Origin of the sequence: Streptomyces sp. NPDC094034, assembly GCF_040303865.1 — a bacterium.
Taxonomy (GTDB): Bacteria; Actinomycetota; Actinomycetes; order Streptomycetales; family Streptomycetaceae; genus Streptomyces.
Genome location: NZ_JBEOUD010000006.1, coordinates 36,836 through 58,684, shown reverse-complemented (window position 1 = coordinate 58,684; position 21,849 = coordinate 36,836). Strand labels below are relative to the sequence as shown.

The following is a 21,849-nucleotide window of genomic DNA, read 5'->3' as shown; positions in this document are numbered from 1 at the left end:
AAGCCCAGAGAGGTGAGGTAGCGCACCATGCCCCTGACAGGAGCGATGTTCCTCGGCGCCGAGCGGCGGCCCGGCCGGGGCCCGGCGATCGTCTCGCTCGATCCCCGTACGGACACCCCGCTGGAGCCCGGCTACGGCTCCGGCACCCCCGAGGACGTCGCGCGCGCCTGCGAGCTGGCCGAGCTGGCCGCCCCCGGCTACCGCGCCACCTCCCCCGAGCGGCGGGCGACCTTCCTGGAGCGGATCGCGGACCGTGTCGAATCGCTCGGCGCGGAGCTGATCGCCCGGGCCGTCGCCGAGAGCGGCCTTCCCGCGGACGGGGTCACCGGCGAGAGGGACCGTACGACGGGACAGCTGCGGCTCCTCGCGGCCGAGGTGCGCTACGGCGCCTGGGCGGAGGTACGGATCGACCGCCCGCTGCCGGACCGCGTTCCCGAGCCACGGCCCGATCTGCGGGAGCGTCATATCGGTATCGGGCCGGTGGCGGTGTTCGGCGCGAGAGACTTCCCGCTCGGCTTCTCGGTGGCGGGCGCGGACACCACGGCCGCCCTCGCCGCCGGCTGTCCCGTCGTGCTCAAGGCACACAGCGCCCATCTGGGTACCTCGGAACTGGTCGGGTCGGCCGTGGCCGCCGCCGTACGCGAGAGCGAACTGCCGGAAGGCGTGTTCTCGCTGCTCTTCGGCTCCGGCGCGGAACTGGGCCGGGCCCTGGTCGCCGACCCCCGGATCCGGGCGGTCGGCTTCACCGGCTCCCGGGCGGGCGGCGAGGCGCTGATGCGCACGGTCGCCACCCGCCCCGAACCCATCCCGGTGTACGCCGAGATGAGCAGCGTCAACCCGGTCTTCCTGCTGCCCGGCGCACTCCGCGACCGGTCCGCCGCGCTGGTCGAGGGGTTCATCGGCGCGCTGACGGCGGGGGCCGGGCAGTTCCGTACCCGGCCGGGGCTGCTGGCCGCCGTCAACGGACCCGAGCTGGCGGAGTTCCTGGCGGCGGCCGGCCGTGCGGTGTCCGCCCGGATCGCGCGGACGGTGGGGACCCAGGCCCTCCACGACGCGTACGAGCGCGCGGCGGCGGCGCTGGCGGCGATCGAGGACGTACGGGAGATCGCCGCCGGTCAGCCGGGCGAGGGCGCCAACACCTGCGCGCCCCGGCTGCTCACGGCCCCGGCCGAGACGTTTCTGGGCCGGCCGGAACTCCAGGACCGGCCCTTCGGCACCGCCGCGATCGTGGTGACCTGCCGTGATACGTCCCAACTCATCGAGGTGGCAGGCGCCTTGCGCGGGCAGCTGACCGCCACGGTCCACCACGGCCCGGGAGACCAGGACACCGCCGCCGCCCTGCTGCCGCTGCTGGAGACCAGGGCGGGCCGCGTCCTCTACGACGGCTGGCCCACGGCCGTCGAGGTCAGCCATGCCATGGTGCACGGGGGCCCGTACCCCGCCACCTCGGACGTCCGGACGACCTCGGTCGGCACCCTGTCCGTCCGGCGCTACCTGCGCCCGGTCTGCTACCAGGACGTGCCGGCCGACTTCCTCCCCGCCGATGTCTCCGACGGCAACCCCCGCGACCTGCCGCGCCGGCTGGACGGTGCCAGGGAAAACCGCTGACCCGCCCCCGGTCCCTGATCCCCCGGTCCTCGGTGCCGCGGTCCTCGGACCCGGGGCCCTCGGTGCCGCGTTCCTCAGTGCCGTACTTCCCAGTGCCGTACTTCTCAGCGCCGCACTTCTCAGTGGTAGACGGGGAACGGCGTGGTCGCGGGGCTGATGAGGGCCGCGTACGGGTCCTCGTGTCGGCGATGACGGCCCGACTGCCCGCTGTCGGAGGGCGGGGTACGGGGCGTGAGCAGCCCGTCGTTGGCCAGGGTCTGTACGCGGAGCAGCAGCGCCCGCAGATCCAGGCCCAGTTCGGCGGCGACCGTCTGGAGGTCGAGGCCGGACTTCCAGCTCCACAGCAGGACGGAGTCCATGCTCGCCGACCAGATCACGGTCTCCTCCACCGAGGGGGTGTGGAAGTCGGTGGGCGCGGCGGCTGTCTGCGGGTCCAGCGGCATCGTGTCCTGCTGCGGGGGAGGCGTCTCGCCGCGGGGCTGGGGCAGTTGGACCTCCGCGATGGGGAAGGTCTCGGTGGCGGGATCGGACAGCGGTGGCTGTCCCGGCTGTCCCTGTCCCTGCGCGGTCTGTGCTTGCGCCTGTGGCGGGGGCGGCGGTGTCTGCGGTGGCCCCTGCGGGATCAGCGGTGGTGGCGGTGGCTGCGTTCCGCGGATCAGGAGTTCCTCGGCGACGGACCTGGCGTCCTCCCTGCCCACCGTGCGCCGGGCGACCCGGACTTCCCGTTCGTTCAGGCCCATCAGATCGGCGACCGCGCCGTCGTTCCCGACCGTCACGGAGAAGGCCGCGAGCGTCCTGCTCCGCTCGGCCTGCGCCTCGTCCAGCACTGACTGCGCCTGGCGTACACGCTCATCGCTGGCGCAGAACGCTTCGGCCAGGACAGTGTTCCGCTCCCAGAGTTCACGTGGATCCACGTGCGTAACAACGTCCATGGCGCGCACAGGAATGGACTATGTGTTCAATTGCACCCAAAGAGCCTAAAGATACAATAAGGGCCAGTTGGATCAGATCTTTCATGGAAATGCAATGGGATGACAATCTCCGGGTGATGGACGCGGGCCGGATGGACTCAGACCGGCAGCCTGGCGGCGCGCATCCGCAAGTACCGTGCCTCCGGCACGCTGAGCGTACGCCCGGCGGCCAACCGGTAGGCGGCTCGCGCGCCTTCGGCGTCCCCCGCCTTCTCCAGCAGATGCGCCCGTACGGCGTCGAGTCGGTGATGGCCCGCCAACCGGTCCTCCAGTACGGCGACCTCGGCCAGTCCTGCGCGCGGGCCGTGCACCATCGCGACGGCCACGGCCCTGCCCAGTTCGGCCATCGGCTCGGGCGCGCGGCGCACCAAGATGTCGTACAGGGCCAGGATCTGCGGCCAGTCGGTGTCCTCCGCGCGGGCCGCCTCGTCATGGAGCGCGGCGATGGCCGACTGCAACTGGTACGCGCCGGCGGGTCCCTGGGACAGTGCCTCCGCCACCAGCGCGGTGCCTTCGGCGATCGCCTTCCGGTCCCAGCGGGAACGGTCCTGCTCGTCCAGCGGGATCAGGTCGCCGTCCGGCCCCGTGCGCGCCGCGCTACGGGCGTCGGTGAGCAGCATCAGCGCCAGCAGCCCGGTCACCGCGCCCTCCCGGGGCAGCAACCGCCGTACGGCCCGGGTCAGCCGGATCGCCTCGCGGGCGAGATCGGCGCGGTGCAGAGCGCTGCCGGAGGTCGCCGTATAGCCCTCGTTGAAGATCAGATAGAGCACCTGGAGCACGGGCGCGAGCCGCTGGTCGCGGTCCTCGGGCCCCGGCTGCCGGAAAGGCACCCCTCTGATCCGCCGCTTGGCCCTGCTGATCCGCTGTGCCATCGTCGCCTCGGGCATCAGATGGGCCCGGGCGATCTCGGCCGTGGTCAGTCCGCCGACGGCACGCAGGGTGAGCGCGATCTGCGCGGCGGGGGTCAGTTCGGGGTGACAGCAGAGGAAGAGCAGGGTGAGGGTGTCGTCCTGGGACGGCGCGCGGCTCTCACCGGGCGGCGGCGCCGTGAACGCGTCGCGCGGTGTGAGCGCCGCGGCGGTCTCCTCGCGCACCCGCCGCGCCTCGTCGGCACGCAACTGGTCAATGAGCCGCCGGGAAGCGACCCTGATCAGCCAGCCGCGCGGGTTGTCGGGCACCCCTGTCTCCGGCCACTGCCGCGCCGCGGCGAGCAGCGCCTCCTGGACGGAGTCCTCGGCCACGTCGAAGTGTCCGTACCGCCGTACCAGCGCGCCGAGGACCTGCGGCGTGTGCAGCCGCAGCAGGTCCTCGATCTCCGTTCCGGGCGTCATGCCGTAAGGCTCACACGTCGCCCCCGCCGACGTCCGGAATGGGCCGGATGACTACGGGGTGGACAGGGGCGCCGTCGGGCGCCGGGCTCCGGAGAACGCGTTCGGCGATCTCCGTCACCCGCTCCAGGCTCTCGCAGTCCAGTACCCAGTAGCCGGCGAGCAGTTCCTTGGTCTCGCCGTACGGGCCGTCCGTGATCACGGGCCGGCCGTCCGCGCCGAGCCCGACGAGGCGCGTGGCGGCGGGCTCGGCCAGGCCGTTCCCGTCCACCATCTCGCCGCTCTCGGCGAGATCGTTGTTGAGCTCCTCCATGAAGGCGGACAGCGCTCGCAGTTCCTTCTCGCTCCAGGCCGGACTGTGGGCGGACGCCTTGCCGCCCAGCGCGTCGTAGTCGGCCTGCGATCCCTGCACCATCACCAGATACTTCATGACGTCGGCTCCTCGGCTCCTCGGTACGCCGTCACCCCTTGTGGGCGACTTTCAGCTGGGACGTCGGAGCGGGCCGCACGTTCTCGACAGCCGACCGGACGGAATCGCGAAGATTTTCGCAGAACCGCTCCGGGAGGGGAACGCCCCGGGAGCGGAGGAGACCGGCGGCCGGCCGGTCAGCGGGCCGTCTCCCGCAGGGGAACGGCACGGGACGCCTGCACGGGGGTCCGCTCGGAGGCGGTTTCCAGGGGCCGGCGGGCCCAGCGGCCCGCGATGACCGCGCACACCATCAGCTGCACCTGGTGGTAGAGCATGAGGGGAAGGATCACCGGGCCCGCGCTGGCGCCGAACAGCACCGCCGCCATGGGCAGCCCCGTCGCCAGGCTCTTGTTGGATCCGCAGAAGACGATGGTGATCCGGTCCTCCCGGCTGAACCCCAGGCGCCGCGCGGCGAACGAGGTCGTCGCGAGGGCCACCGCCAGCAGGAGTGCGGCCAGCGCGACCAGACCGGCCAGCCGCGCCGGGGTGATCTGCCGCCAGATGCCTTCCGCCATGCCCTGGCTGAAGGCCGTATAGACGACGAGAAGGATGGAGAACCGGTCCAGCAGGCCGATCCGCTTCTTGTGGCGGCCGATGAACCCGCCGATCCAGCGGCGTGCCACCTGCCCGGCGACAAAGGGAAGCAGGAGCTGGGTGGTGATGGCCACCGCCCCATGGGCCGAGAAGCTGACGGTGGAGCCGATCAGCCAGGCCGCGAGCAGCGGGGTGGCGACCATGCCGAACAGGCTGGAGTACGTACCGGCACAGATGGCGGCCGGGACATTGCCCCGGGCGGCGGACGTCAGCGCGATCGACGACTGAACGGTCGAGGGGACGACGCAGAGGAAGAGGAGGCCGGTGTAGAGCTGGTCGGTGAGGAGGAACGGTACGAGTCCGCCCCCGATCAGCCCGAGCAGCGGGAAGAGCGCGAACGTACTGGCTCCGATGACGAGATGGAGTTTCCACTGCCGCAGTCCGTCGACCGCCTCGCGGGTGGAGAGCCGTGCGCCGTAGAGGAAGAAGAGCAGCGCGATGGCGAGGTCGGCGGCGCCGCCGACGGCCACGGCCGCCCGGCCGCTCGCGGGCAGCAGCGCCGCGAACACGACCGTGCCGAGAAGGGCGACGACGTAAAGGTCGATCGCCCTTCCCAGCCGGCCCGGCCAGGTCATCAGCCAGGACTTGGAGGTCACTTCATTCACCGTTCTCGCCTTGGTACGGCGGATGTCCGATCTGTCCGATCTGCTCGATCACACCACCCGAGCCGGAGCCCGAGCCGGAGCCCGAACCCGAACCCGAACTGGAGCCCGAACCCGAGCCGGAGTCGGCGTCGGCGGACGCGTCGGAGGACGGGCTCGGACATGAGCAGGGCCCGCTCCGGGTCCCGTTCTCGGACCCGGAGACGTCCCCGGTCCGCACATCGATGGCGCCACCACCCCCGTCGTGGTCGCTGCCCGCCGTGCCCTTGCTTCTGAACAGCGTGTTGAGCGTCCGGTCGACCTCCAGCCATGAGTCGGCATGGGAGTTGTCGATCACCAACAGGCCGACGTTACGTCCGGCGACGGGCCCCGACCGCTCCGGCTCGTCGTCGTCGGCCTGTGCGGCACCGGCGCCGCACAGGACGCTCGTCGTCGCCGCGACGATCACACTCGTCGTGGAGACTCCCCTCAGAAGGGGCGTTTTCCTCGGAAGACGGTGCCGGCCGGTGCCGGACCGAAGGAAATGAGAAGACAAGAGGTAATTCCCGTGGTCACACCGACACCGAAACTCGACTGTCGTGGTGTCTGCTGATGTTCTTTTCCAGCAGTTCCGTCGATCCCTTGACCCCGATCGCCCCCGTCTCCCTGGTGTCCGGCAGCCGTCCGTCCGCCATTTTGAGATCGACCAGCGCGCCGTCGATCGCGCCGTGCGCGGCGAAAAGACATGGCGTGCTGTAGATGGCGAGATTGACGCCCAGGTCGGAGAGTTCGGAGAGGGAGAGCCTCGGCGACTTTCCGCCCGCGATCTGGTTGAACAGCAGCGGCTTGTCGCCGACGACCGACCGGATCTTACGAATCCACTCCACGCTCCGCACGCCGTCGACGAGGACGACATCCGCGTCCGTCTCCGCCAGCGCGGCGGCGCGCCGTACGATCTCCGACTCCTCCGTGGCGTCCGTACGCGCCACCACAAGCATCTCCTCCCTGCTGCGCAGCACCAGATCGAGCTTGGCCAGGTACTCCTCCAGCGGCAGGATCAGCTTCCCGTCCGCGTGCCCGCACCTTCGAGGCCGCTTCTGATCCTCCAGAATCACCCCCGAGGCCCCGGCGCGCTCCAGCCGCTGGACGACATGGCAAGCGACCTCGGGGTCGACATACCCGTCGTCGATGTCGACGAGCATGTGATGGCGAGGAAACGCCAGACGGAGCCGTTCCGCGAAGGCGACCATGTCGGGCCAGGCGATGAAACCGATGTCCGGCAGCCCGTAATGGGAAGCGGCGAAGCCGAAGCCGGAGACAAAGAATCCGTTGTAGTGCTGGGCCGCGATCGAGGCCGAGTACATGTCGTAGATGCCGATGAGAGGCGTCGTGCGAGGCGATTCGACCGCTTCTCGCAAGGAGTTGCCGTAGCGCATGGTTCTCCCTCATTCCAGAACCCGCCCGATCACGAGTTCAGGCGATGTGCTGACGGGCACACATTTACAGAAGACCAAGACTTCGTAAAACGACACACCGTGTCGTCGCTCGATCTGGCAAAAAATTCGGAGTGATCGATATGTGTGACATTTCAACGAAGTGACGATTCATCGACGCTGCGAACCGCCGCCCGGTGCGATACAACTTCCTTGCGGGAAAGTCGGCTTGTGCGGAACGGCGGGCGCGGGGGCATAGGGGACCGGGACAGGGGAGGACGGGATGGCGGGGGAATCCGTACTGGCGAATCTCCACTTCGGGCGGGAGGACGCCGAGCGCGACGTCACCGACGGGCTGCTGCTGCGCGGCGGCTTCCTGTCGACGAACGCGACACGCGCGGCGGTGTCCGGCCGGAAGATGCTGATCATCGGGCGCAAGGGGTCGGGCAAGAGCGCGATCTGTATGCGGCTGATGGCGGACGGCGTGCACTCCGGCGGGAAGGTGCTGATCACGCCCGACGACGCGGCGGGGGACGAGATCCGCCGCTTCGAGCTCCAGGGGCTGCCCGGAGACTCGGCCAAGTCACTGATCTGGCGGTATGTGTTCGCCGTCAACGCCGCGCGTCATCTGGTGACCCACGCGGCGGACGCGCACGGCCGGAAGGCCGACTCGGTGAAGGCGCTGCGCCGCTTCCTCAAACAGAACGACGAGCTGCCCGCCGACCGTCCGGGTGACCGGTTCGGCGACCGACTGGCCCAAGGCGCGCGGGGGTTGCAGACGGCGCTGTCGCTGGAGGCGTTCGGGTTCAAGGCGGGGGTGGAGCTGGCACACGCGCCCTCGGAGGGCGCGCGGGCCGCCCGGCAGCTGGACGTGGTGGAAAGGGGGGTGGCCGACGCCTTCGCCGAGCTGGACTGCGCCGCCGCGCACGAGCCGTTACTGCTCCTGGTCGACCAGTTGGAGCAGGTCTGGTCGGCGGAGCCGGAGAGCAACTCGATGGTGATCGGGCTGCTGCTGGCGGCGAAGCACGCGGCGGGGCTGTACGGACGGGCGGTGCGGTGTCTGCTGTTCCTGCGCGCGGACATCTACGACTCGCTGTCGTTCGGCGAGGGCGACAAGTTCCACGGCGACGAGCTGCGGATCGTCTGGACGGACCACTCCCTGCGGGAGCTCGCCCTGGCCCGCGCGCGGGCCTCGACCGGGGCCGCCGGTCTGCCGGAGGAGTCGCTGTGGCGGGAGATCTTCCCGGCGAGCGTGCGCGGGGAGGACACCGCCGCGTTCATCTTCAGCCGCTGTCTGCCCCGGCCGCGCGACGCCATCCAGTTCCTCAATCTCTGCCAGGAGACGGCCTGGCTGACGCACGGCCGCGACCGGATCACGGACTCCGATGTCCTCCAGGCGGGCCGGCAGTTCTCCGCGTGGAAGCTGAAGGACCTGGCACAGGAGTACTTGATCGCCCACCCGTTCCTCGAACGGCTCTTCCCGCTCTTCCAGAACACGGGGTACGTGGTGTCGCGCGCCGCGTTCAGCAGCCGGTTCGAGCAGGCCGCGGAGACGCTGCACCGGCTGTTCCCCGCGTACGCCGAGGCGCTGACGCCGTCCGGCGCGGTCGACATCCTGTACAGCGTGGGCTTTCTCGGGGTGCGCCGCGGCAACGACGTGGTGTTCGCGGGCGGCGGTGAGCTGCCCGTCCAGCCGCACGAAGGGGAGTTCCATGTCCATCCGTGCTTCCGCGAGGCGTTGGGCGCCACCAGCGCGATCGACCTCGGCCGCTTCGAGCCGGTGGCGGCCGGTCACCGCATCGCGTCCGGCACCATCAACGTCGATGGGGCGGGCAATACGGGTGTGAGCCGCGAGTACCGGCTGCTGGCGGAGCTGACGCGGTCCTGTCACTCCATCCTTTCCCAGGTCGGGCGGGCGGTCGGACTGGCCCAGGACGCGCGGGACGAGATCACCCAGCAGATCGGCCGCGTACTGAACGAGGTCAGCGCCGTCCGGCCGCACGCCGTCGGTGGCGGGTACAGCGACACGGCGGGCCATCTCCTCACCGCCGCGCACTACTTCACCGGCCTCGCCGCGCAGTTGCGGGCGAGCGGGCTGGACGACACCACGGGCGCGGGGAGCGTCGCACAGCGGATCGAGGACGAGGCGCGCCGGCTGCGCCGGCTGGCCGGCGGGTCCTACGGGAGCTCGGGAGACTCCGGGGGGCGCTGATCCGCGGATGCCGACGCGCGGCGCGCGAGGCTCAGCGGGCGCGCCGGGCCTCCAGGCCGTCGAGTACGCGGGCGAGTACGCGGGCGAGGACCGGTGCGACGTGACGACAGGTCCTAGAGGGCCGGGCCTCCGGGCGAGACCAGACCCGTCTCGTAGGCCAGGACCACGGCCTGGGCGCGGTCGCGCAGGGCGAGCTTGGCGAAGATCCGGGCGACATGGGTCTTCACGGTGGCCTCGCTGAGGGTGAGCTCACGGGCGAGTTCGGCGTTCGAGAGGCCGCCGCCCATGAGGGTCAGGACCTCCAGCTCGCGAGGTGTCAGGGCCGTGAGATCGCGGTGGACGGCGGGGGGCCCGGGCACGCGGGCGGGCCGGTTGCCGGCCGGGCGGCCGGGCGGATCGCCGGGTGGCGGGCCTGGACGGTGGTCGCTGAAGGCGAAGCGTTCGACGAGGCGCCGGGTGATCGAGGGGGAGAGCAGCGCGTCACCGGTGTTGACGAGGCGTACGGCGGCGGCGAGGTGCTGCGGGGTGACGTCCTTCAGCAGGAAGCCGCTCGCGCCGAGGGCCAGCGCGGCGTAGACGTAACGGTCGAGGTCGAAGGTCGTCAGCATGAGCACCCGGCAGTCCGGGTTCTGTTCGAGGACGCGCCTGGCGGCCTCCAGTCCGTCCATGTTCGGCATACGGATGTCCATCAGCACCACGTCAGGGCGCAGCCGACGGGCCGCCGCGACGGCCTCGGCTCCGTCGGCGGCCTCGCCGGCGACCTCGATGCCACGCGTGGTGAGGATCAGCCGGAAGCCGGTACGGACCAGGGCCTGGTCGTCGGCGATCAGAACACGTGGGGCCGGCTCGGGCGGGGGGCCGGGCGCGGTGTCGGGTACGGCGTCGGGTACGGCGCTCATGGCCGGTCCAACGGAATCCGCGCACGTACGCGGTAGCCGCCGCCGAGGCGCCGCCTGGCGTCCAGATCGCCACCGTAAACGGCGACCCGTTCCCGGAGCCCGAGCAGGCCGCGTCCTGCTCCGTCCCGCCCTGCTCCGTCCCGTCCTGCTCCGTCCCGCCCGTTCATGGCCGGTTTTCCCGGCGCGGGCCGGTGCCCGGACAGCACGCTCGGCCCGCTGTTCAGCACCTCGACCCGCAGATAGTGGTCCGCGTACCGCACCGTCACCTCCGCCTGTTCGCCGCCGCCGTGCTTGAGCGCGTTGGTCAGGGCCTCCTGGACGATCCGGTACGCGGTGAGATCGATCCCGGCCGGGAGCGGGCGGGGCTCCCCGGAGACGCGCACCTCGACCGGCAGCCCGGCGAACGCGATCCGGTCGATCAGCGGGCTGAGCCGGCTCAGGCTCGGCTGCGGCGACAGGGCCGCCGCGCCGGCGGAGCCGTCCGGGTCCTCCCCGTCCTCGCCGCTCCCCGACGGTGCCAGCAGTCCCAGCAGATGACGCAGTTCGGTCATCGCGTCACGGCCCGCGCCCTCGACGGCCCGCAGCGCCGTCGCGGCCTCGTCAGGCAGCGTCGACAGCACCTCGCGGGCGGCTCCCGCCTGGACGACCATGACGCTCACGTTGTGGCTGACGATGTCGTGCAACTCCTGGGCGATCCTGGCCCGTTCGGTGTCGACGGCGATACGGGCCGCGCTCTCGCGTTCGCGTTCGAGCAGCCAGCTCCGGTCCCCCAGGGCCTTGCGGTGCAGACGCCGTGCCCGTACGAGCGCCACGGCCAGCGAGCCGGCGACCGCACAGGCCGCCACGAGGGCGGCGACCAGCGCGCCCGTCCCGGATATCCCCACGGATCCCACCTTCGCAGACGGCCGCTGGACGCGCATCAGTCCCCGGATCCAGCGCCGTACATCCGTGGGATGACGCGGCCGGGAGATTACCTCCGGGGAGGGACGTCCGGCCCGTACCGCTCACCCCAAGCTTCTTGCCATGGTTACCGAAACCGCAGAAGAGACAGGACGGATCACCGGGGAGGCTGTCGCGATGACTCCGTCGAGCCGGACGGCTCCGGGCACTTCGGGGCGTGCCGCATGAGCGCCGTGTGGCGGGCCTCGCGCGCGGCCGTACGGCGGCGCAGGCTCCAGACGATCGTCATCGGACTTGTCGTCTTCTCCTCCACGGTGGCGATCGTCGTGGCACTCGGGTTGCTGGAAGCCGCCTCGGCGCCCTTCGACCGCGCCTTCGCGCAGCAGCATGGCGCCCATGTGGTCGCCTCGTTCGACCGGGCCGGGGTCTCGGACGCGCGGCTGGCGGCGACGGCGCGGCGGCCGGGGGTGGAGGCCGCGGCCGGTCCGTTCGCGCAGGCCGTCATCACCGTTCCCGACGCCGGGGCGAGAAGCGGGGACGGGGCCGGCGCCGGGACCGGGGATGGGGATGGGGCCGGAGGCGGGACCGGGGATGGGGCCGGGGCGGGAGCCGGGAGTGGGGGCGGGGGTGGGTCCCCGGCCGCTCCGCGCGTGGTCACCGGCCCCCTCACGGTCGTCGGACGCGCGGACCCGGCCGGTCCGGTGGACCGCGTGCGCCTCCTGGCCGGCCGCTGGGTCACCCGCCCCGGGGAGATCGTCCTCCAGGCACAGGGCGCCGACCGGGAGCTGGGCACGGTGATCAGCGTCCCCGGCGGCCCGCGACTCACCGTCGTGGGCTGGGCCAGCAGTCTCAGCCGGTCCGCCAGGGGCTGGGTCACCCCCGACCAGATCGGGGCCCTGCACCCGACCGCGACGCAGATGCTCTACCGGTTCGCCGAGTCGGCCTCCGCCACGGACGGCCGGATCGAGAAGGCGATGGCCTCGGCCACGGCCGACCTGCCGTCGGAGTCGCTGCTCGCCTCGCAGTCGTACCTCAGCGTCAAGACGGATGTCGGCCGCACGGCATCCGCGTATGTGCCCTTCCTGCTGGCCTTCGGGATCCTCGGCCTGGTGGTGGCGGTCCTGATCGTCGCCAATGTGGTGAGCGGCGCGGTCGTCGCGGGGCTCCGGCACATCGGGGTCCTCAAGGCGCTGGGCTTCACACCGAACCAGGTCGTCTGCGTCTATCTGGTGATGGTGCTCGTCCCGGGGGCCGTCGGCTGTGTCACCGGCACCGTCCTCGGCGGCATCGGGGCACAACCCCTCCTGAAAAGCGTCTTCATGGGGATCGGGACCGAGGACCTCGCCGTGGGCATCAGCCCATGGGTGTACGGCGTGACGCTGCTCGGGATGCCCGTCCTGGTCGTCCTCGCCGCGCTCGCCCCCGCGCTGCGCGCGCACCGGCTCCCGGCGGCCAGGGCGATCAGCGCGGGCAGCTCGCCCCGCGCCGGACGCGGACAGCGCGTACAGCGGCGGCTCGCGGGCACCCGGCTGCCGCGCTCGGTCAGCCTGGGGCTGGGACTGCCCTTCGCGCGGCCGGGCCGTACGGTCCTGACCCTGGCGGCCGTCGTCCTCGGCGTGACCACGGTGACGCTGGCGACCGGACTGTCCAGCACGATGGCCGCGTACGGCGAGGCCGCGCAGCGGGTCGGGCACGTACACACCGTGGTCCATGTGGGCAAGCCGAAGTTCGGCGAGTCCGCGCCGCAGCAGGGCGACGCCGAGACGGAGGCCCTGCTGCGGTCGCTGCCCGGCGCGGTCCGGGTGACCGCCGACGCGTGGATCGAGGTCAACCTCGCCGGGTACACGGAGACCGTCAGCTGCCAGTTCTTCCGGGGCGATTCCGACACCCTGGGCGAGACGATCGCCAAGGGCCGCTGGCTGGAGGGCCCGGGTGAGGTGGTGGCGCCGCCCGCGTTCCTGAACAAGCGCGGCCTGGCGGTCGGTGACCGGGTCACCTTCGCACTGGACGGCAGGAAGGCGTCCGCCACGATCGTCGGCGAGACCATGGACGGCATGCCCGACCGGCTCCAGTCCAACTGGGAGACGCTGACCGCGTTCGCACCGGACCGCGAGGCCAATCAGTACGAGGTCCAGCTCGCCCCGGGCACCGCCGTCGGCACCTACAACGCGGCCGTCAAGGCGGCGGATCCCGGACTCAGGCCCTTGGCCGTCCAGGAGACGAACCGCGACGCCGTCGTCATCATCGGCTCGGCCTCGGCGCTGACCGTCCTCCTCGCGACGGTCGCCGCGCTGGGTGTCTTCAACACCGCCCTCCTCAACACCCGTGAACGGCGCAGGGATCTGGGCACGCTCAAGTCCCTCGGTATGACACCGCGTCAGGTGAGCGTGATGGTGGTGACCTCGATGGCGGCGCTCGGCGCGGTCGGCGGCGCGCTCGGCATCCCGGCCGGTGTCGGCGCGTACGAACTGATCATCCCCGCCATGACCGACGCGGCGGACGTCAGCCTCCCCGCCTCCATGACGGACGTCTGGCAGGCCCCCGTACTGGCCCTGCTCGCCCTGACGGGCATCGTGATCGCGGCGCTCGGCGCCCTGGTCCCGGCCCGCTCGGCGGCGCGGCTGACGATCGCGAAGGTGCTGCACAACGAGTGAAGGTGCCGCACAACGCGTGAGGCCGGTCGTCTGCCCGAAGCGCCAAGCGCCAAGCGCCAAGCGCCAAGCGCCAAGCGCCAAGCGCCAAGCGCCAAGCGCCAAGCGCCAAGCGCCAAGGGGCCAAGCGCCAAGTACCAAGTCCGAAGTCGAAGTCTGAGGCGCCAAGCGCTCGCGGGTCGTCGCCTTGGGGCGGGTCAGAGCGCCGGGTCACCGACCAGATGGTCACCAGGGATGCCGGCCTTGGTGGGGTCGTAGTACTCCCTGATGGCATCGGCCCAGGTCGCCCGCGCGATCCGGTCCGCGTCCGTGGGCCCGAACGCGTCGAAGAGGGAGTGGATGTTGGGGAGCCGGAAGCCGATGGCCGTCATGAGCGCGACGAATGTCGGCCGCCGGACCAGTCCGTCGCCCTCCAGATCGCCCAGGGCGGACAGTGTTTCGGCGAATTCGTCGATCGCCTCATTGAAGCGCTCGGGAGAAAGGACGCAGGCCACGTACTCGTCGAGGCCGACCTTGCCGTCGCGGTCGGCGTCCAGTTCGCCGACCACGGTCGTCCAGTACGTCCGGAACGCGGCGACCATCGCGCTCTTCGCCGCGTCGTCGGCGCTGGGTACCGCCTGGACGACATGAGTCGCCATGAGCTCGAAATCGTCGGCTTCGAGATATCCGTTGCCGTTGACGTCGAAGAGTGTGAAGACGAGCTCGACCCGGTTGAGTGCTTCCGTACGCATGGTGTCTCGCCCTCCGTCAGGCCCTGACCGGCGTGCACGCAGCGTGCGTGCACGTATGCGTGTCCACTGTGCGAGGGAGGGAGCAGTGCGTCAGTGAAGTGCCGAGGTATTCATCAAAATGAGTGAAATCGGCCTATCTGGGGGCGAGTTGAGTGTCCCTCGTCACTTCGAGCGCCGCTCGCGCGAAGACCTGAACGGCGCCGGTGTCGTCCCCGGCCCGCCACACCAGGCCGTACCCGATGGGTTCGGCGTCCTCGAACGGCAGGTACGTGACGCCCGGCCGCGTGAAATACGTGGCGGTGTGCGCGGCCGACAGCAGGGCCCCCTTGCCACCGGCGACGAGCATGAGAGCTTCCTGCATATGGGTGACGGCCGGGCCGCGACGGATCGGTCTGCCGCCGGGCGTGTGCGCGGGCACTCGCTGTTCCAGCCGGTAGTCGGGGAGTTCACCGGCGATCGTCAGCAACGGCACCTCGGCGAGGTCTTCGGGCGACACCTTTCCTCCGGCGGCCAGCGGATGCCCGGAGGAGACCGCCAGCACGCGCCCCTCGGTGAGCAGCGTGGGGCCCCCGCCGAGATCGTCCTCACGTACGGGGAGCTCCGTGAGCTGGACGTCGAACTCGCCGCTGCGCAACTGCCCGAAGGGATCCGAGAGCGGCACCTCACAGATCTCCACACCCAGCTCGGGGTGGCCGGCGCGCAGCGCCTCCGCGGCCTTCATCACGATCTCGCCGGCCAGCGGAGTGGAGAACCCGACATGCAGTACGCCACTGATGCCGCGCGCGGTGGCGGCGGCACGCGCGACGGCGGCGCCGACCGCGCGATGGTGCGGTTCGAGGTCGTCACGGAGCTGCCGGCCGAGGGCGGTGAGGGCGACGCGGCGGCTCGTACGGACGAACAGCGGGGCGCCGACCCGGCGCTCCAGGCGCTGGACGAGCTGGCTCACCCGGGCCCGGGACAGCCGCAGCCGGTCCGCGGTACGGCCGAAGTGCAGCTCCTCGGCGAGGATGAGAAAGCACTCCAGTTCAACGCGCTCCATGGTCGCCCCCGGTTCAACGCGCTCCATAGTCGCGCCCGGTTCGCCACGCTCCATAGTTGCCCCCCGTTCAACGCGCTCCATAGTCGCTCCCGGATTGGTGAGCAGGATTGGTGAGCCGCCCGGGTCGGTGACGGGGCCGGGCCGGATCGGTAAGCCTGGCTTGACGAACGTTGCGATCTTCGCCGTTGTTCCCCCACGGCCGCTGATCGATGGTGATCGAGCCAAGACTTCCCTACACCATCGAGGAATTCAGATGAGTACGCGTGACTGGGGCGTGCTGTTCGTCCTGTGCGGTGCGATCTTTCTGGAAGGCATCGACGTGGCCATGCTCAATGTGGCCCTCCCCTCCATCCGCTCCGAACTCGGCCTGTCCACCGGCGAGTTGCAGTGGGTCATGAGTGCGTACGTCCTCGGATACGGCGGCTTCATGCTGCTCGGAGGACGGGCCGCCGACCTCTTCGGCCGCCGCAGGATGTTCGTTTTCTGGCTCACCGTCTTCCTGCTCTTCTCGGGCCTCGGCGGGTTCGCCACCGACGGCTGGACGCTGATCGTCGCCCGGTTCGTCACCGGTGTCGCCGCCGCCTTCATGACCCCGGCCGGACTGTCCATCATCACCACGAGCTTCGAGGAGGGCCCGCGCCGCGACAAGGCCCTGCTCGTCTACTCCGGCACGGCGGCGGGCGGCTTCTCGATCGGTCTGGTCGTCGGCGGCCTGCTCACCGCGGTCGACTGGCGGTGGGTGTTCTTCGCCCCGGTCGTCCTGTCCTTCCTCGTCCTGACCGCCGCGCTCGCGCTCCTGCCCAGGTCTCCGCGGCCGGACCGGACCGGGGAGAGCGTGGACCTGGCCGGTTCGGTCACCATCACCGCGGCCATCGTGCTGCTCGTCCTCGGCGTCGAACGCGCCTCCCACACGGGGATCGGCGGGACGCTCGGCACGCTCGCGGCGGGCCTGGTCCTCCTGGCCGTCTTCGTCGCCGTCGAACGGCGCTCGGCCTCTCCGCTCGTACGTCTGGGCATCTTCCGCGTCGGACCACTGGTGCGCGCCAACCTCTCCGCGCTGCTGTTCGCGGCCGGCTTCTTCGGATTCCAGTTCCTGGTGGTGCTGTATCTCCAGGAGTTGCGCGGCTGGTCGACCCTCCAGACGAGCTTCGCGATGATCGTCATCGGTATCGACGCCATACTCTCGCCCACCCTGACGCCGAAGCTGGTGGCCCGGTTCGGCAACGCGAGGGTGATCTTCGGCGGTCTGCTGCTGGCCGCGCTCGCCTACGCGCTGTTCCTGCCGGTCGGCGCCGACTGGACGTATCCGATGATGTTCCCGAGCCTGATCATCCTCGGGCTGGCCTTCGCGCTGGCGTACGGCCCGCTCACCATCGCCGCCACGGACGGTGTCGAGGAGCGCGAACAGGGACTGGCCGGCGGCCTGCTCTACACCTCGTTCCAGTTCGGCGCCGCGCTCGGGCTCTCGGCGGTCACCGCGGTGCAGGTCGCGGCCACCGACGCGGACTCGCCGGCGGCCCTGCTGGACGGGTACCACGCCGCGCTGGTCGTCCCGTTCGCGGCGGCCCTGCTCGCCGCCCTCGTCAGCGCTTTCGGGCTGCGGTCGCCGAAGGGCACGGCGGTCGCGTACGGGGAGGAGCCGGCCCGTCCCGACGCCCCCGCTGCCCGCTGATCGCCCGATCGCGTGACTGCTCGGCTGCCCGAGCGCCCGACTGCCCGAGTGCCCGACTGCCCACCGCCCGACTGCCCAACCGCCCCCGACCAGCGTGAGGAGCCCTTCGTGGCCGACCGAGCCAGTGCCTTCGCCGAGATCCAGGACACCTTCTTCAGCTACGTCCGCTCCATCACCTACGCCACGATGATCACCGTCGACCGCGAGAACCGTCCCAGGGCCCGCGTACTGCTCCCCGTCTGGGAAGTCGTCGACGGCCAGCCGGTCGGCTGGCTCGCGGTCTACAAAACCCCGGTCAAGACGGCCCACCTCGCGGGCAATCCGCACACCACGTACGCGTACTGGAGCCCCCGGCAGAACGCCGCCTTCGTCGACAGCGTCTCGACCTGGGCCGAGGACGAGGAGTCCAGACACCACGCCTGGGACGTGTACGCCGAGGGCGGTCCGCCGGGGGTGGGGTACGACCCGGTCCGGTACTGGCGCGGCGGACCCGAGGATCCCGAGTACCACGTGATCCGTATCGATCCCTGGCGGATCCAGCTGGTACGGGGCGCCGATCTACGGAGCACGCTCTGGTACCGCGACGAACGGCCGGGTCGCGGCGGTCCCGACGGGTCGGTCAGCGCGGGTCGGACGTGAGGGGGAGCGTGGTGGAGCGCTCGATCAGGCCGTTGACCGTCTGATCGCCGTTGGCGTCCATGGGCGTGGTGTAGTCGCCGACGGCCCAGAAGGCGCCGGAGTCACCGGCCGGGGCCAGATCGTAGAAGGTGTAGGACGGATACCGGGTGTCGCCGTCGGGGGCCGTGGCTCCGGACTGCTTGGTCCAACTGGTGCCGTCGTAGTGCCAGAACACCGGCCAGGAGCGGGGCGATTCGGACTGGTCGCTGCCGGTGACCCACAGACCGCCGCGGCCGTCCGGGGCGATCGCGTGGAGGTAGAGGTCGGCGAGCGTACCGGTGATGTCCTCCCAGGCGGTCCCGTTCCAGTGCGTGACGCTCGGGATGGGCGGGCCGGCCTGGGGAGCGTCGGCCCATCCGGCCACGTAGACGCTGTCCGGGGAGTCCGCGGCGATCTTGGCCGTGTCCGTACCGGCTCGTACGGGAGGTTCCTCCAGCAGGGTCCAGGTCGTACCGTCCCAGTGGTAGGTCACCGGATGGCCGCCGTCCACGGGGTAGCGCATGCCGGTCGCGTAGGCGTTGTCCGCCGACAGGGCGTCGATGTCCCGGATGTCGACGAGCGGTGGCAGCGTGAACGTCTGCCACGCGCCGTCCGCGTAGGTGTAGAGGGCATTGCCGCCCTTGAAGAGCCGCCCCGGTACGGCCTTGATCGGGACCTCGGGCCAGGAGTCGTCGGAGGGGCCGGTGGTGGGAACGGTGCTCCAGCGCTCGCCGTCGTAGTGCACGAGGACCTGGTCTCTGTTCACCATGCCGTAGGCCCAGACGTCGTCGGCGGAGACGGCGCTGACCGACGACCACTCCCACACGGCGGGAAGCCCCGGAGAGGTGTCCTCGCTCCATCTCTCGCCGTCCCAGCGCATGATGACGCCGTGCTGGGCCTTCCTGCCGACCGCCCAGGCGAGATCCTCGCTGAGGGCGGAGACCGACTTCAGCGATTCCACGGGGCTGTTCCCGGAGAGGGAGACGTTCCAGCCGGGGGTCGTACCGGTCGATTCCGCCGAGCCGGTGGCTCCAGCGGCTGCGGCGGCTCCAGCGGCTCCGGTGGCTCCGGTGGCTCCAGCGACACCGGTGGCTCCGGCGGCTCCGGCGACACCGGTGGCTCCGGTGGTCAGGAGGGTGGCGGCGAGAGTCAACGAGGCGGCGGCGGTGCGCAGTAGGTGCCGTGTATGCATCGGTGGGCGTTCCTTTGCGGTGAGAGCGAGGCCCCTGCCACCCCGGCGCACCCTGGCGGCGCGCGTACGGACGGTCAGGGTTATCTGACGCACAGTCAGACTCACGATGACGCCGCATGGTTGTAGCCGGCTGTCCGGCCGGGGACCTGGACGGGGATGTTCGCGCACGTGTGCGGCACCACAAAACGTACTGACGTGCTAAGGGTGAATCTGTGGAGATTGCGATGTGCGCGAGGTCGGGTACCGGCACTCTGCTGGGGGCCGATCGCGGGGGAGCAGCACATATGACGGTTGAACGAGCCGAGGCCGGCGACGCCGACGGCACCCCCGCCTCGTCGTCGGCCTCCGCGCGTCCACCTCACCCGGCCGCCGAGGACCGGCGGGGAACCGTGCCACGTCATGTCGCATGCGTGATGGACGGGAACGGCCGGTGGGCGGCACGGCGGTCACTGCCCCGTACGTCGGGTCACCGGGCGGCGGAGGCAACGGTGATCGACGTCATCGAGGCGGCACGGACAGCGGGGGTGGAGTGGCTGAGCCTGTACGCGTTCTCCACCGAGAACTGGCAACGCCCGAGCAGTGAGGTCGACTTCCTCATGCGACTGGTGCGCCGCGTGGTACGTAAACACGCCCCGCTGCTGCACGCGCGCGGCATCCGCTGCCGGTTCCTCGGGGTTGCGGACCCGAGGATCCCCGGACCGCTGGCCCGGGACTTCACCGACCTGATGACGCTGACCAGCATGAACCGGGGCATGACGCTGACCGTGGCCTTCGATCACGGCGGACGCAGGGACATCGTCGAGGCGGCCCGGTCCCTGATCCGGGACGGGGTGCCGGCCGATGCCGTCGACGAGCGGCTCTTCGCCGCGCATCTGCCCTTTCCCGACACACCCGATGTGGATCTCCTCATCCGGACCTCCGGCGAACAGCGCATCTCCAACTTCATGCTCTGGCAGGTGGCCTACGCCGAGTGGATCTTCCCTCCGGTGCTCTGGCCCGACTTCCGCGCGCCGCACTTCCTGGAGTGCCTGCACACCTACCGGCAACGCGATCGCCGCTTCGGCGGCGTGACGCCGCACGCGAACGGAGAAGCTCACCCGTGACGGATACAGGCCCCGGCAGCCGCCCCAAGGACACACGTTCCGAGACCACCGATCACTACGGCGACCTCTCCGGGCCACCCCCGGAGACACCGCCCGGCTCCCTGTTCGGCCCCGACGCGCAGTTCCACCGGTTCTTCAACGATCCGCGCTGGGCCCTGGCCGTACTCAGGGCCACGGTGCTGGAGGCCGCCCACCCGCAGATCGGCGCGGCCCTGATCGACAACTCGACGTTCGTGGCACACCCGTGGCGGCGGCTGCGCAACACCCTCGTCAGTCTTCAGCGCATGTTCGGCGCCGACGAGGACACGCGCCGAAGGGAGGCGGCGCGGCTCAACCGCCTGCACGCGAGGCTGAGCGGTACGGACGCGCGGAACCGGCCCTACGACGCCATGGACCCCAAGGTCCGCGCCTGGGTGGTCGCGACACTGTTCGAGAGCTCCGTCACCATGTGCCGACTGAGCGGTCAGCCGCTCGACCGGACCACCATGGAACAGCTCTACGCCGAATTCCAGGCATATCTGATGGCCTTGGGGGACCAGGGCGGCCATCTGCCGCCCACGTTGAAGGAGTTCTGGCAGTACTACGACCACACGGTCCAGGAGGAGCTGGAGGACACGGAGGCCCTGCGCGTCATCCTCTACAAGCTGTTCGACCATCTCCCGGCGCCGCCTCTGCTGCACGGCCTGCCCACCGTATGGGCGGCGGGTCGCGCGCTCGCAGGTCCGGTCCTCGGCACGATCACCGTGGCGTCTCTCCCCGAACCCTTCCGCCGACGGGCGGGTCTGCCCGAGATCCCCGGCGCCCAGGCGCTGATGCAGAGCGCCTACCTGGGCGTCGGCCTGGCGCGCTTCCTGCCCGACAGCTGGCTCCGGACCGAGAACATCACCAGCCTGCTCTACCTGTCCCCGGACAGCGACGACCCGCGCGCCGCGACACTCAACGAGCTGCGCGGCCGGATGAAGCGGGCCGGCGCCCTGTTCCGGCTGGTCAACCCCTTTCCGGCGGAGCACGGTCCGGCAGGGGGAGACGGGCCGCGGCGGAGCGCCGAGGCACGGTGGAGCGCCGAGGAATTCTTCACCGCGGTACTGGACCAGACCGGCGACGGCTACCTGGACTGGCCCGATCTCGCCGCCATGGCACGGGAGTTGTCCTCCCGCCTCGATCTGGACGAACCGGAGGAGACCAAGCTCTACAACGCGTACGCCGAGTGGTGGAGGGAGCTCCAGGCGGCACTCGACCTCGACGGCGACGGCCGCGTCAGCAAGGAGGAGTACGCCGCCGCTGTCCCCTCCCTCGCCGGCCCCGCGCTGATCAGAGTCGCCGAGGTGCTCTTCAGCGTCACCGACACGGACGGCAACCAGTGCATCGACGCGGACGAGTACCGGACCCTGTTCCGGACCGGCTTCCGCCGCACGATGACCGACGCCGACGCGACATACTCCCGCGGCGCGTTCGTGAAGGACTTCCTCTCCTTCATGTCGGGCCGCCGCCGCTCAACCGCCTTCGACCCCCTGCTCGCCGAGGCGTAGGGCCCGGGAGCCGAGCTGACCGAAGCGCCTGGCGGACCTCGATAAGGGGCGGCCAGGCCGCGTATCCGGTGATGATCTCCTCCGTATCGCTGCCCAAGGAGTCTCCGAGCCTCGGGACGGAACCGGCACGGTGGCGGGCTCACCCCGTGGATCAGGCAGGCGCGAGATCGGTGCGGGCCGTTCTAGGCCGTTCACCGGCTCGTTGTGATCGTCCGGTCGAGGTCACGGTGACACGTCTGCCTCCACAAGCGAGGTTGGCGCCACCGGAGTTGGGGAAGTA

The 21,849-nt window shown here is 70.9% G+C and carries 18 protein-coding genes; 7 read left to right on the top strand and 11 right to left on the bottom strand.

Features of this window, described 5'->3' with window-relative positions; translation table 11 throughout:
* The first annotated feature begins 27 nt into the window (after positions 1-27).
* Positions 28-1,608, top strand: coding sequence for an aldehyde dehydrogenase (NADP(+)) (locus ABTZ59_RS08055; protein ID WP_351392504.1), 1,581 nt, complete (start codon positions 28-30; stop codon positions 1,606-1,608).
* Positions 1,609-1,727: 119 nt separating this feature from the next.
* Here the strand turns inward: ABTZ59_RS08055 and ABTZ59_RS08050 are convergent, their stop codons facing one another.
* The 6 genes from ABTZ59_RS08050 to ABTZ59_RS08025 all read right to left on the bottom strand — a co-directional run bounded on the left by ABTZ59_RS08050 (position 1,728) and on the right by ABTZ59_RS08025 (position 6,987).
* Positions 1,728-2,540, bottom strand: coding sequence for a hypothetical protein (locus ABTZ59_RS08050; RefSeq protein ID WP_351392501.1), 813 nt, complete (start codon positions 2,538-2,540; stop codon positions 1,728-1,730).
* 137 nt (positions 2,541-2,677) lie between these two features.
* Complete coding sequence (locus ABTZ59_RS08045; RefSeq protein ID WP_351392498.1) at positions 2,678-3,910, bottom strand: RNA polymerase sigma factor; 1,233 nt, start codon at positions 3,908-3,910, stop codon at positions 2,678-2,680.
* A gap of 10 nt (positions 3,911-3,920) precedes the next feature.
* Positions 3,921-4,337: a YciI family protein gene (locus tag ABTZ59_RS08040; RefSeq protein ID WP_351392495.1), complete on the bottom strand. Its 417-nt coding sequence runs from the start codon at positions 4,335-4,337 to the stop codon at positions 3,921-3,923.
* A 176-nt stretch (positions 4,338-4,513) separates the two neighbouring features.
* Entirely contained in the window at positions 4,514-5,545 is a 1,032-nt protein-coding gene (locus tag ABTZ59_RS08035) for a bile acid:sodium symporter family protein (protein ID WP_351392919.1), read from the bottom strand.
* A 22-nt stretch (positions 5,546-5,567) separates the two neighbouring features.
* The gene (locus ABTZ59_RS08030) at positions 5,568-6,020 is read right to left on the bottom strand and encodes a hypothetical protein (protein ID WP_351392492.1); all 453 of its coding nucleotides are present in this window, start codon (positions 6,018-6,020) and stop codon (positions 5,568-5,570) included.
* A gap of 103 nt (positions 6,021-6,123) precedes the next feature.
* Positions 6,124-6,987: an isocitrate lyase/PEP mutase family protein gene (locus ABTZ59_RS08025; RefSeq protein WP_249951622.1), complete on the bottom strand. Its 864-nt coding sequence runs from the start codon at positions 6,985-6,987 to the stop codon at positions 6,124-6,126.
* 280 nt (positions 6,988-7,267) lie between these two features.
* On the opposite strand from ABTZ59_RS08025, the gene ABTZ59_RS08020 reads away from it, so the two are divergent.
* Positions 7,268-9,196 (top strand): P-loop ATPase, Sll1717 family, encoded by a 1,929-nt coding sequence (locus ABTZ59_RS08020; RefSeq protein WP_351392489.1) that lies wholly within the window; start codon positions 7,268-7,270, stop codon positions 9,194-9,196.
* A 113-nt stretch (positions 9,197-9,309) separates the two neighbouring features.
* Here ABTZ59_RS08020 and ABTZ59_RS08015 read toward each other — a convergent pair whose 3' ends face one another.
* Together ABTZ59_RS08015 and ABTZ59_RS08010 are read right to left on the bottom strand one after the other, a co-directional pair.
* Positions 9,310-10,095: a response regulator gene (locus ABTZ59_RS08015; protein ID WP_351392487.1), complete on the bottom strand. Its 786-nt coding sequence runs from the start codon at positions 10,093-10,095 to the stop codon at positions 9,310-9,312.
* On the bottom strand, positions 10,092-10,979 hold the full coding sequence (locus ABTZ59_RS08010; protein ID WP_351392483.1) for a sensor histidine kinase: 888 nt from the start codon (positions 10,977-10,979) through the stop codon (positions 10,092-10,094). Before ABTZ59_RS08010 ends, ABTZ59_RS08015 begins: the two co-directional genes overlap by 4 nt.
* A gap of 240 nt (positions 10,980-11,219) precedes the next feature.
* On the opposite strand from ABTZ59_RS08010, the gene ABTZ59_RS08005 reads away from it, so the two are divergent.
* Entirely contained in the window at positions 11,220-13,649 is a 2,430-nt protein-coding gene (locus tag ABTZ59_RS08005; protein WP_351392480.1) for an ABC transporter permease, read from the top strand.
* 194 nt (positions 13,650-13,843) lie between these two features.
* Here the strand turns inward: ABTZ59_RS08005 and ABTZ59_RS08000 are convergent, their stop codons facing one another.
* Entirely contained in the window at positions 13,844-14,377 is a 534-nt protein-coding gene (locus tag ABTZ59_RS08000) for an EF-hand domain-containing protein (RefSeq protein WP_351392477.1), read from the bottom strand.
* 133 nt (positions 14,378-14,510) lie between these two features.
* Positions 14,511-15,416 (bottom strand): LysR family transcriptional regulator, encoded by a 906-nt coding sequence (locus ABTZ59_RS07995; RefSeq protein WP_351392474.1) that lies wholly within the window; start codon positions 15,414-15,416, stop codon positions 14,511-14,513.
* Positions 15,417-15,669: 253 nt separating this feature from the next.
* Between ABTZ59_RS07995 and ABTZ59_RS07990 the strand changes: the two genes are divergently transcribed.
* Entirely contained in the window at positions 15,670-17,088 is a 1,419-nt protein-coding gene (locus ABTZ59_RS07990) for an MFS transporter (RefSeq protein ID WP_351392472.1), read from the top strand.
* Positions 17,089-17,196: 108 nt separating this feature from the next.
* Entirely contained in the window at positions 17,197-17,727 is a 531-nt protein-coding gene (locus tag ABTZ59_RS07985) for a pyridoxamine 5'-phosphate oxidase family protein (RefSeq protein WP_351392469.1), read from the top strand.
* Here ABTZ59_RS07985 and ABTZ59_RS07980 read toward each other — a convergent pair.
* Positions 17,708-18,937: a hypothetical protein gene (locus ABTZ59_RS07980; protein WP_351392466.1), complete on the bottom strand. Its 1,230-nt coding sequence runs from the start codon at positions 18,935-18,937 to the stop codon at positions 17,708-17,710. The two genes, ABTZ59_RS07985 and ABTZ59_RS07980, sit on opposite strands and share 20 nt — an antisense overlap.
* 413 nt (positions 18,938-19,350) lie before the next feature.
* Between ABTZ59_RS07980 and uppS the strand changes: the two genes are divergently transcribed.
* Both uppS and ABTZ59_RS07970 read left to right on the top strand, forming a co-directional pair.
* Positions 19,351-20,040: a polyprenyl diphosphate synthase gene (gene uppS, locus ABTZ59_RS07975; RefSeq protein ID WP_503002414.1), complete on the top strand. Its 690-nt coding sequence runs from the start codon at positions 19,351-19,353 to the stop codon at positions 20,038-20,040.
* 101 nt (positions 20,041-20,141) lie between these two features.
* Entirely contained in the window at positions 20,142-21,569 is a 1,428-nt protein-coding gene (locus ABTZ59_RS07970; RefSeq protein WP_351392916.1) for an oxygenase MpaB family protein, read from the top strand.
* The last annotated feature ends 280 nt before the right edge of the window (positions 21,570-21,849 follow it).

What these genes read in the sequence shown, in the direction of transcription:
- ABTZ59_RS08005 (WP_351392480.1), top strand. Translation starts at nt 11,220, where the DNA reads ATGAGCGCCGTGTGGCGGGCCTCGCGCGCGGCCGTACGGCGGCGCAGG.
- ABTZ59_RS08035 (WP_351392919.1), bottom strand. Translation starts at nt 5,545, where the DNA reads ATGACCTGGCCGGGCCGGCTGGGAAGGGCGATCGACCTTTACGTCGTC.
- ABTZ59_RS08045 (WP_351392498.1), bottom strand. Translation starts at nt 3,910, where the DNA reads ATGACGCCCGGAACGGAGATCGAGGACCTGCTGCGGCTGCACACGCCG.
- ABTZ59_RS07995 (WP_351392474.1), bottom strand. Translation starts at nt 15,416, where the DNA reads ATGGAGCGCGTTGAACTGGAGTGCTTTCTCATCCTCGCCGAGGAGCTG.
- ABTZ59_RS08015 (WP_351392487.1), bottom strand. Translation starts at nt 10,095, where the DNA reads ATGAGCGCCGTACCCGACGCCGTACCCGACACCGCGCCCGGCCCCCCG.
- ABTZ59_RS08000 (WP_351392477.1), bottom strand. Translation starts at nt 14,377, where the DNA reads ATGCGTACGGAAGCACTCAACCGGGTCGAGCTCGTCTTCACACTCTTC.
- ABTZ59_RS08050 (WP_351392501.1), bottom strand. Translation starts at nt 2,540, where the DNA reads ATGGACGTTGTTACGCACGTGGATCCACGTGAACTCTGGGAGCGGAAC.
- ABTZ59_RS08055 (WP_351392504.1), top strand. Translation starts at nt 28, where the DNA reads ATGCCCCTGACAGGAGCGATGTTCCTCGGCGCCGAGCGGCGGCCCGGC.
- uppS (WP_503002414.1), top strand. Translation starts at nt 19,351, where the DNA reads ATGGACGGGAACGGCCGGTGGGCGGCACGGCGGTCACTGCCCCGTACG.
- ABTZ59_RS08020 (WP_351392489.1), top strand. Translation starts at nt 7,268, where the DNA reads ATGGCGGGGGAATCCGTACTGGCGAATCTCCACTTCGGGCGGGAGGAC.
- ABTZ59_RS08040 (WP_351392495.1), bottom strand. Translation starts at nt 4,337, where the DNA reads ATGAAGTATCTGGTGATGGTGCAGGGATCGCAGGCCGACTACGACGCG.
- ABTZ59_RS07990 (WP_351392472.1), top strand. Translation starts at nt 15,670, where the DNA reads ATGAGTACGCGTGACTGGGGCGTGCTGTTCGTCCTGTGCGGTGCGATC.
- ABTZ59_RS08025 (WP_249951622.1), bottom strand. Translation starts at nt 6,987, where the DNA reads ATGCGCTACGGCAACTCCTTGCGAGAAGCGGTCGAATCGCCTCGCACG.
- ABTZ59_RS07980 (WP_351392466.1), bottom strand. Translation starts at nt 18,937, where the DNA reads ATGCATACACGGCACCTACTGCGCACCGCCGCCGCCTCGTTGACTCTC.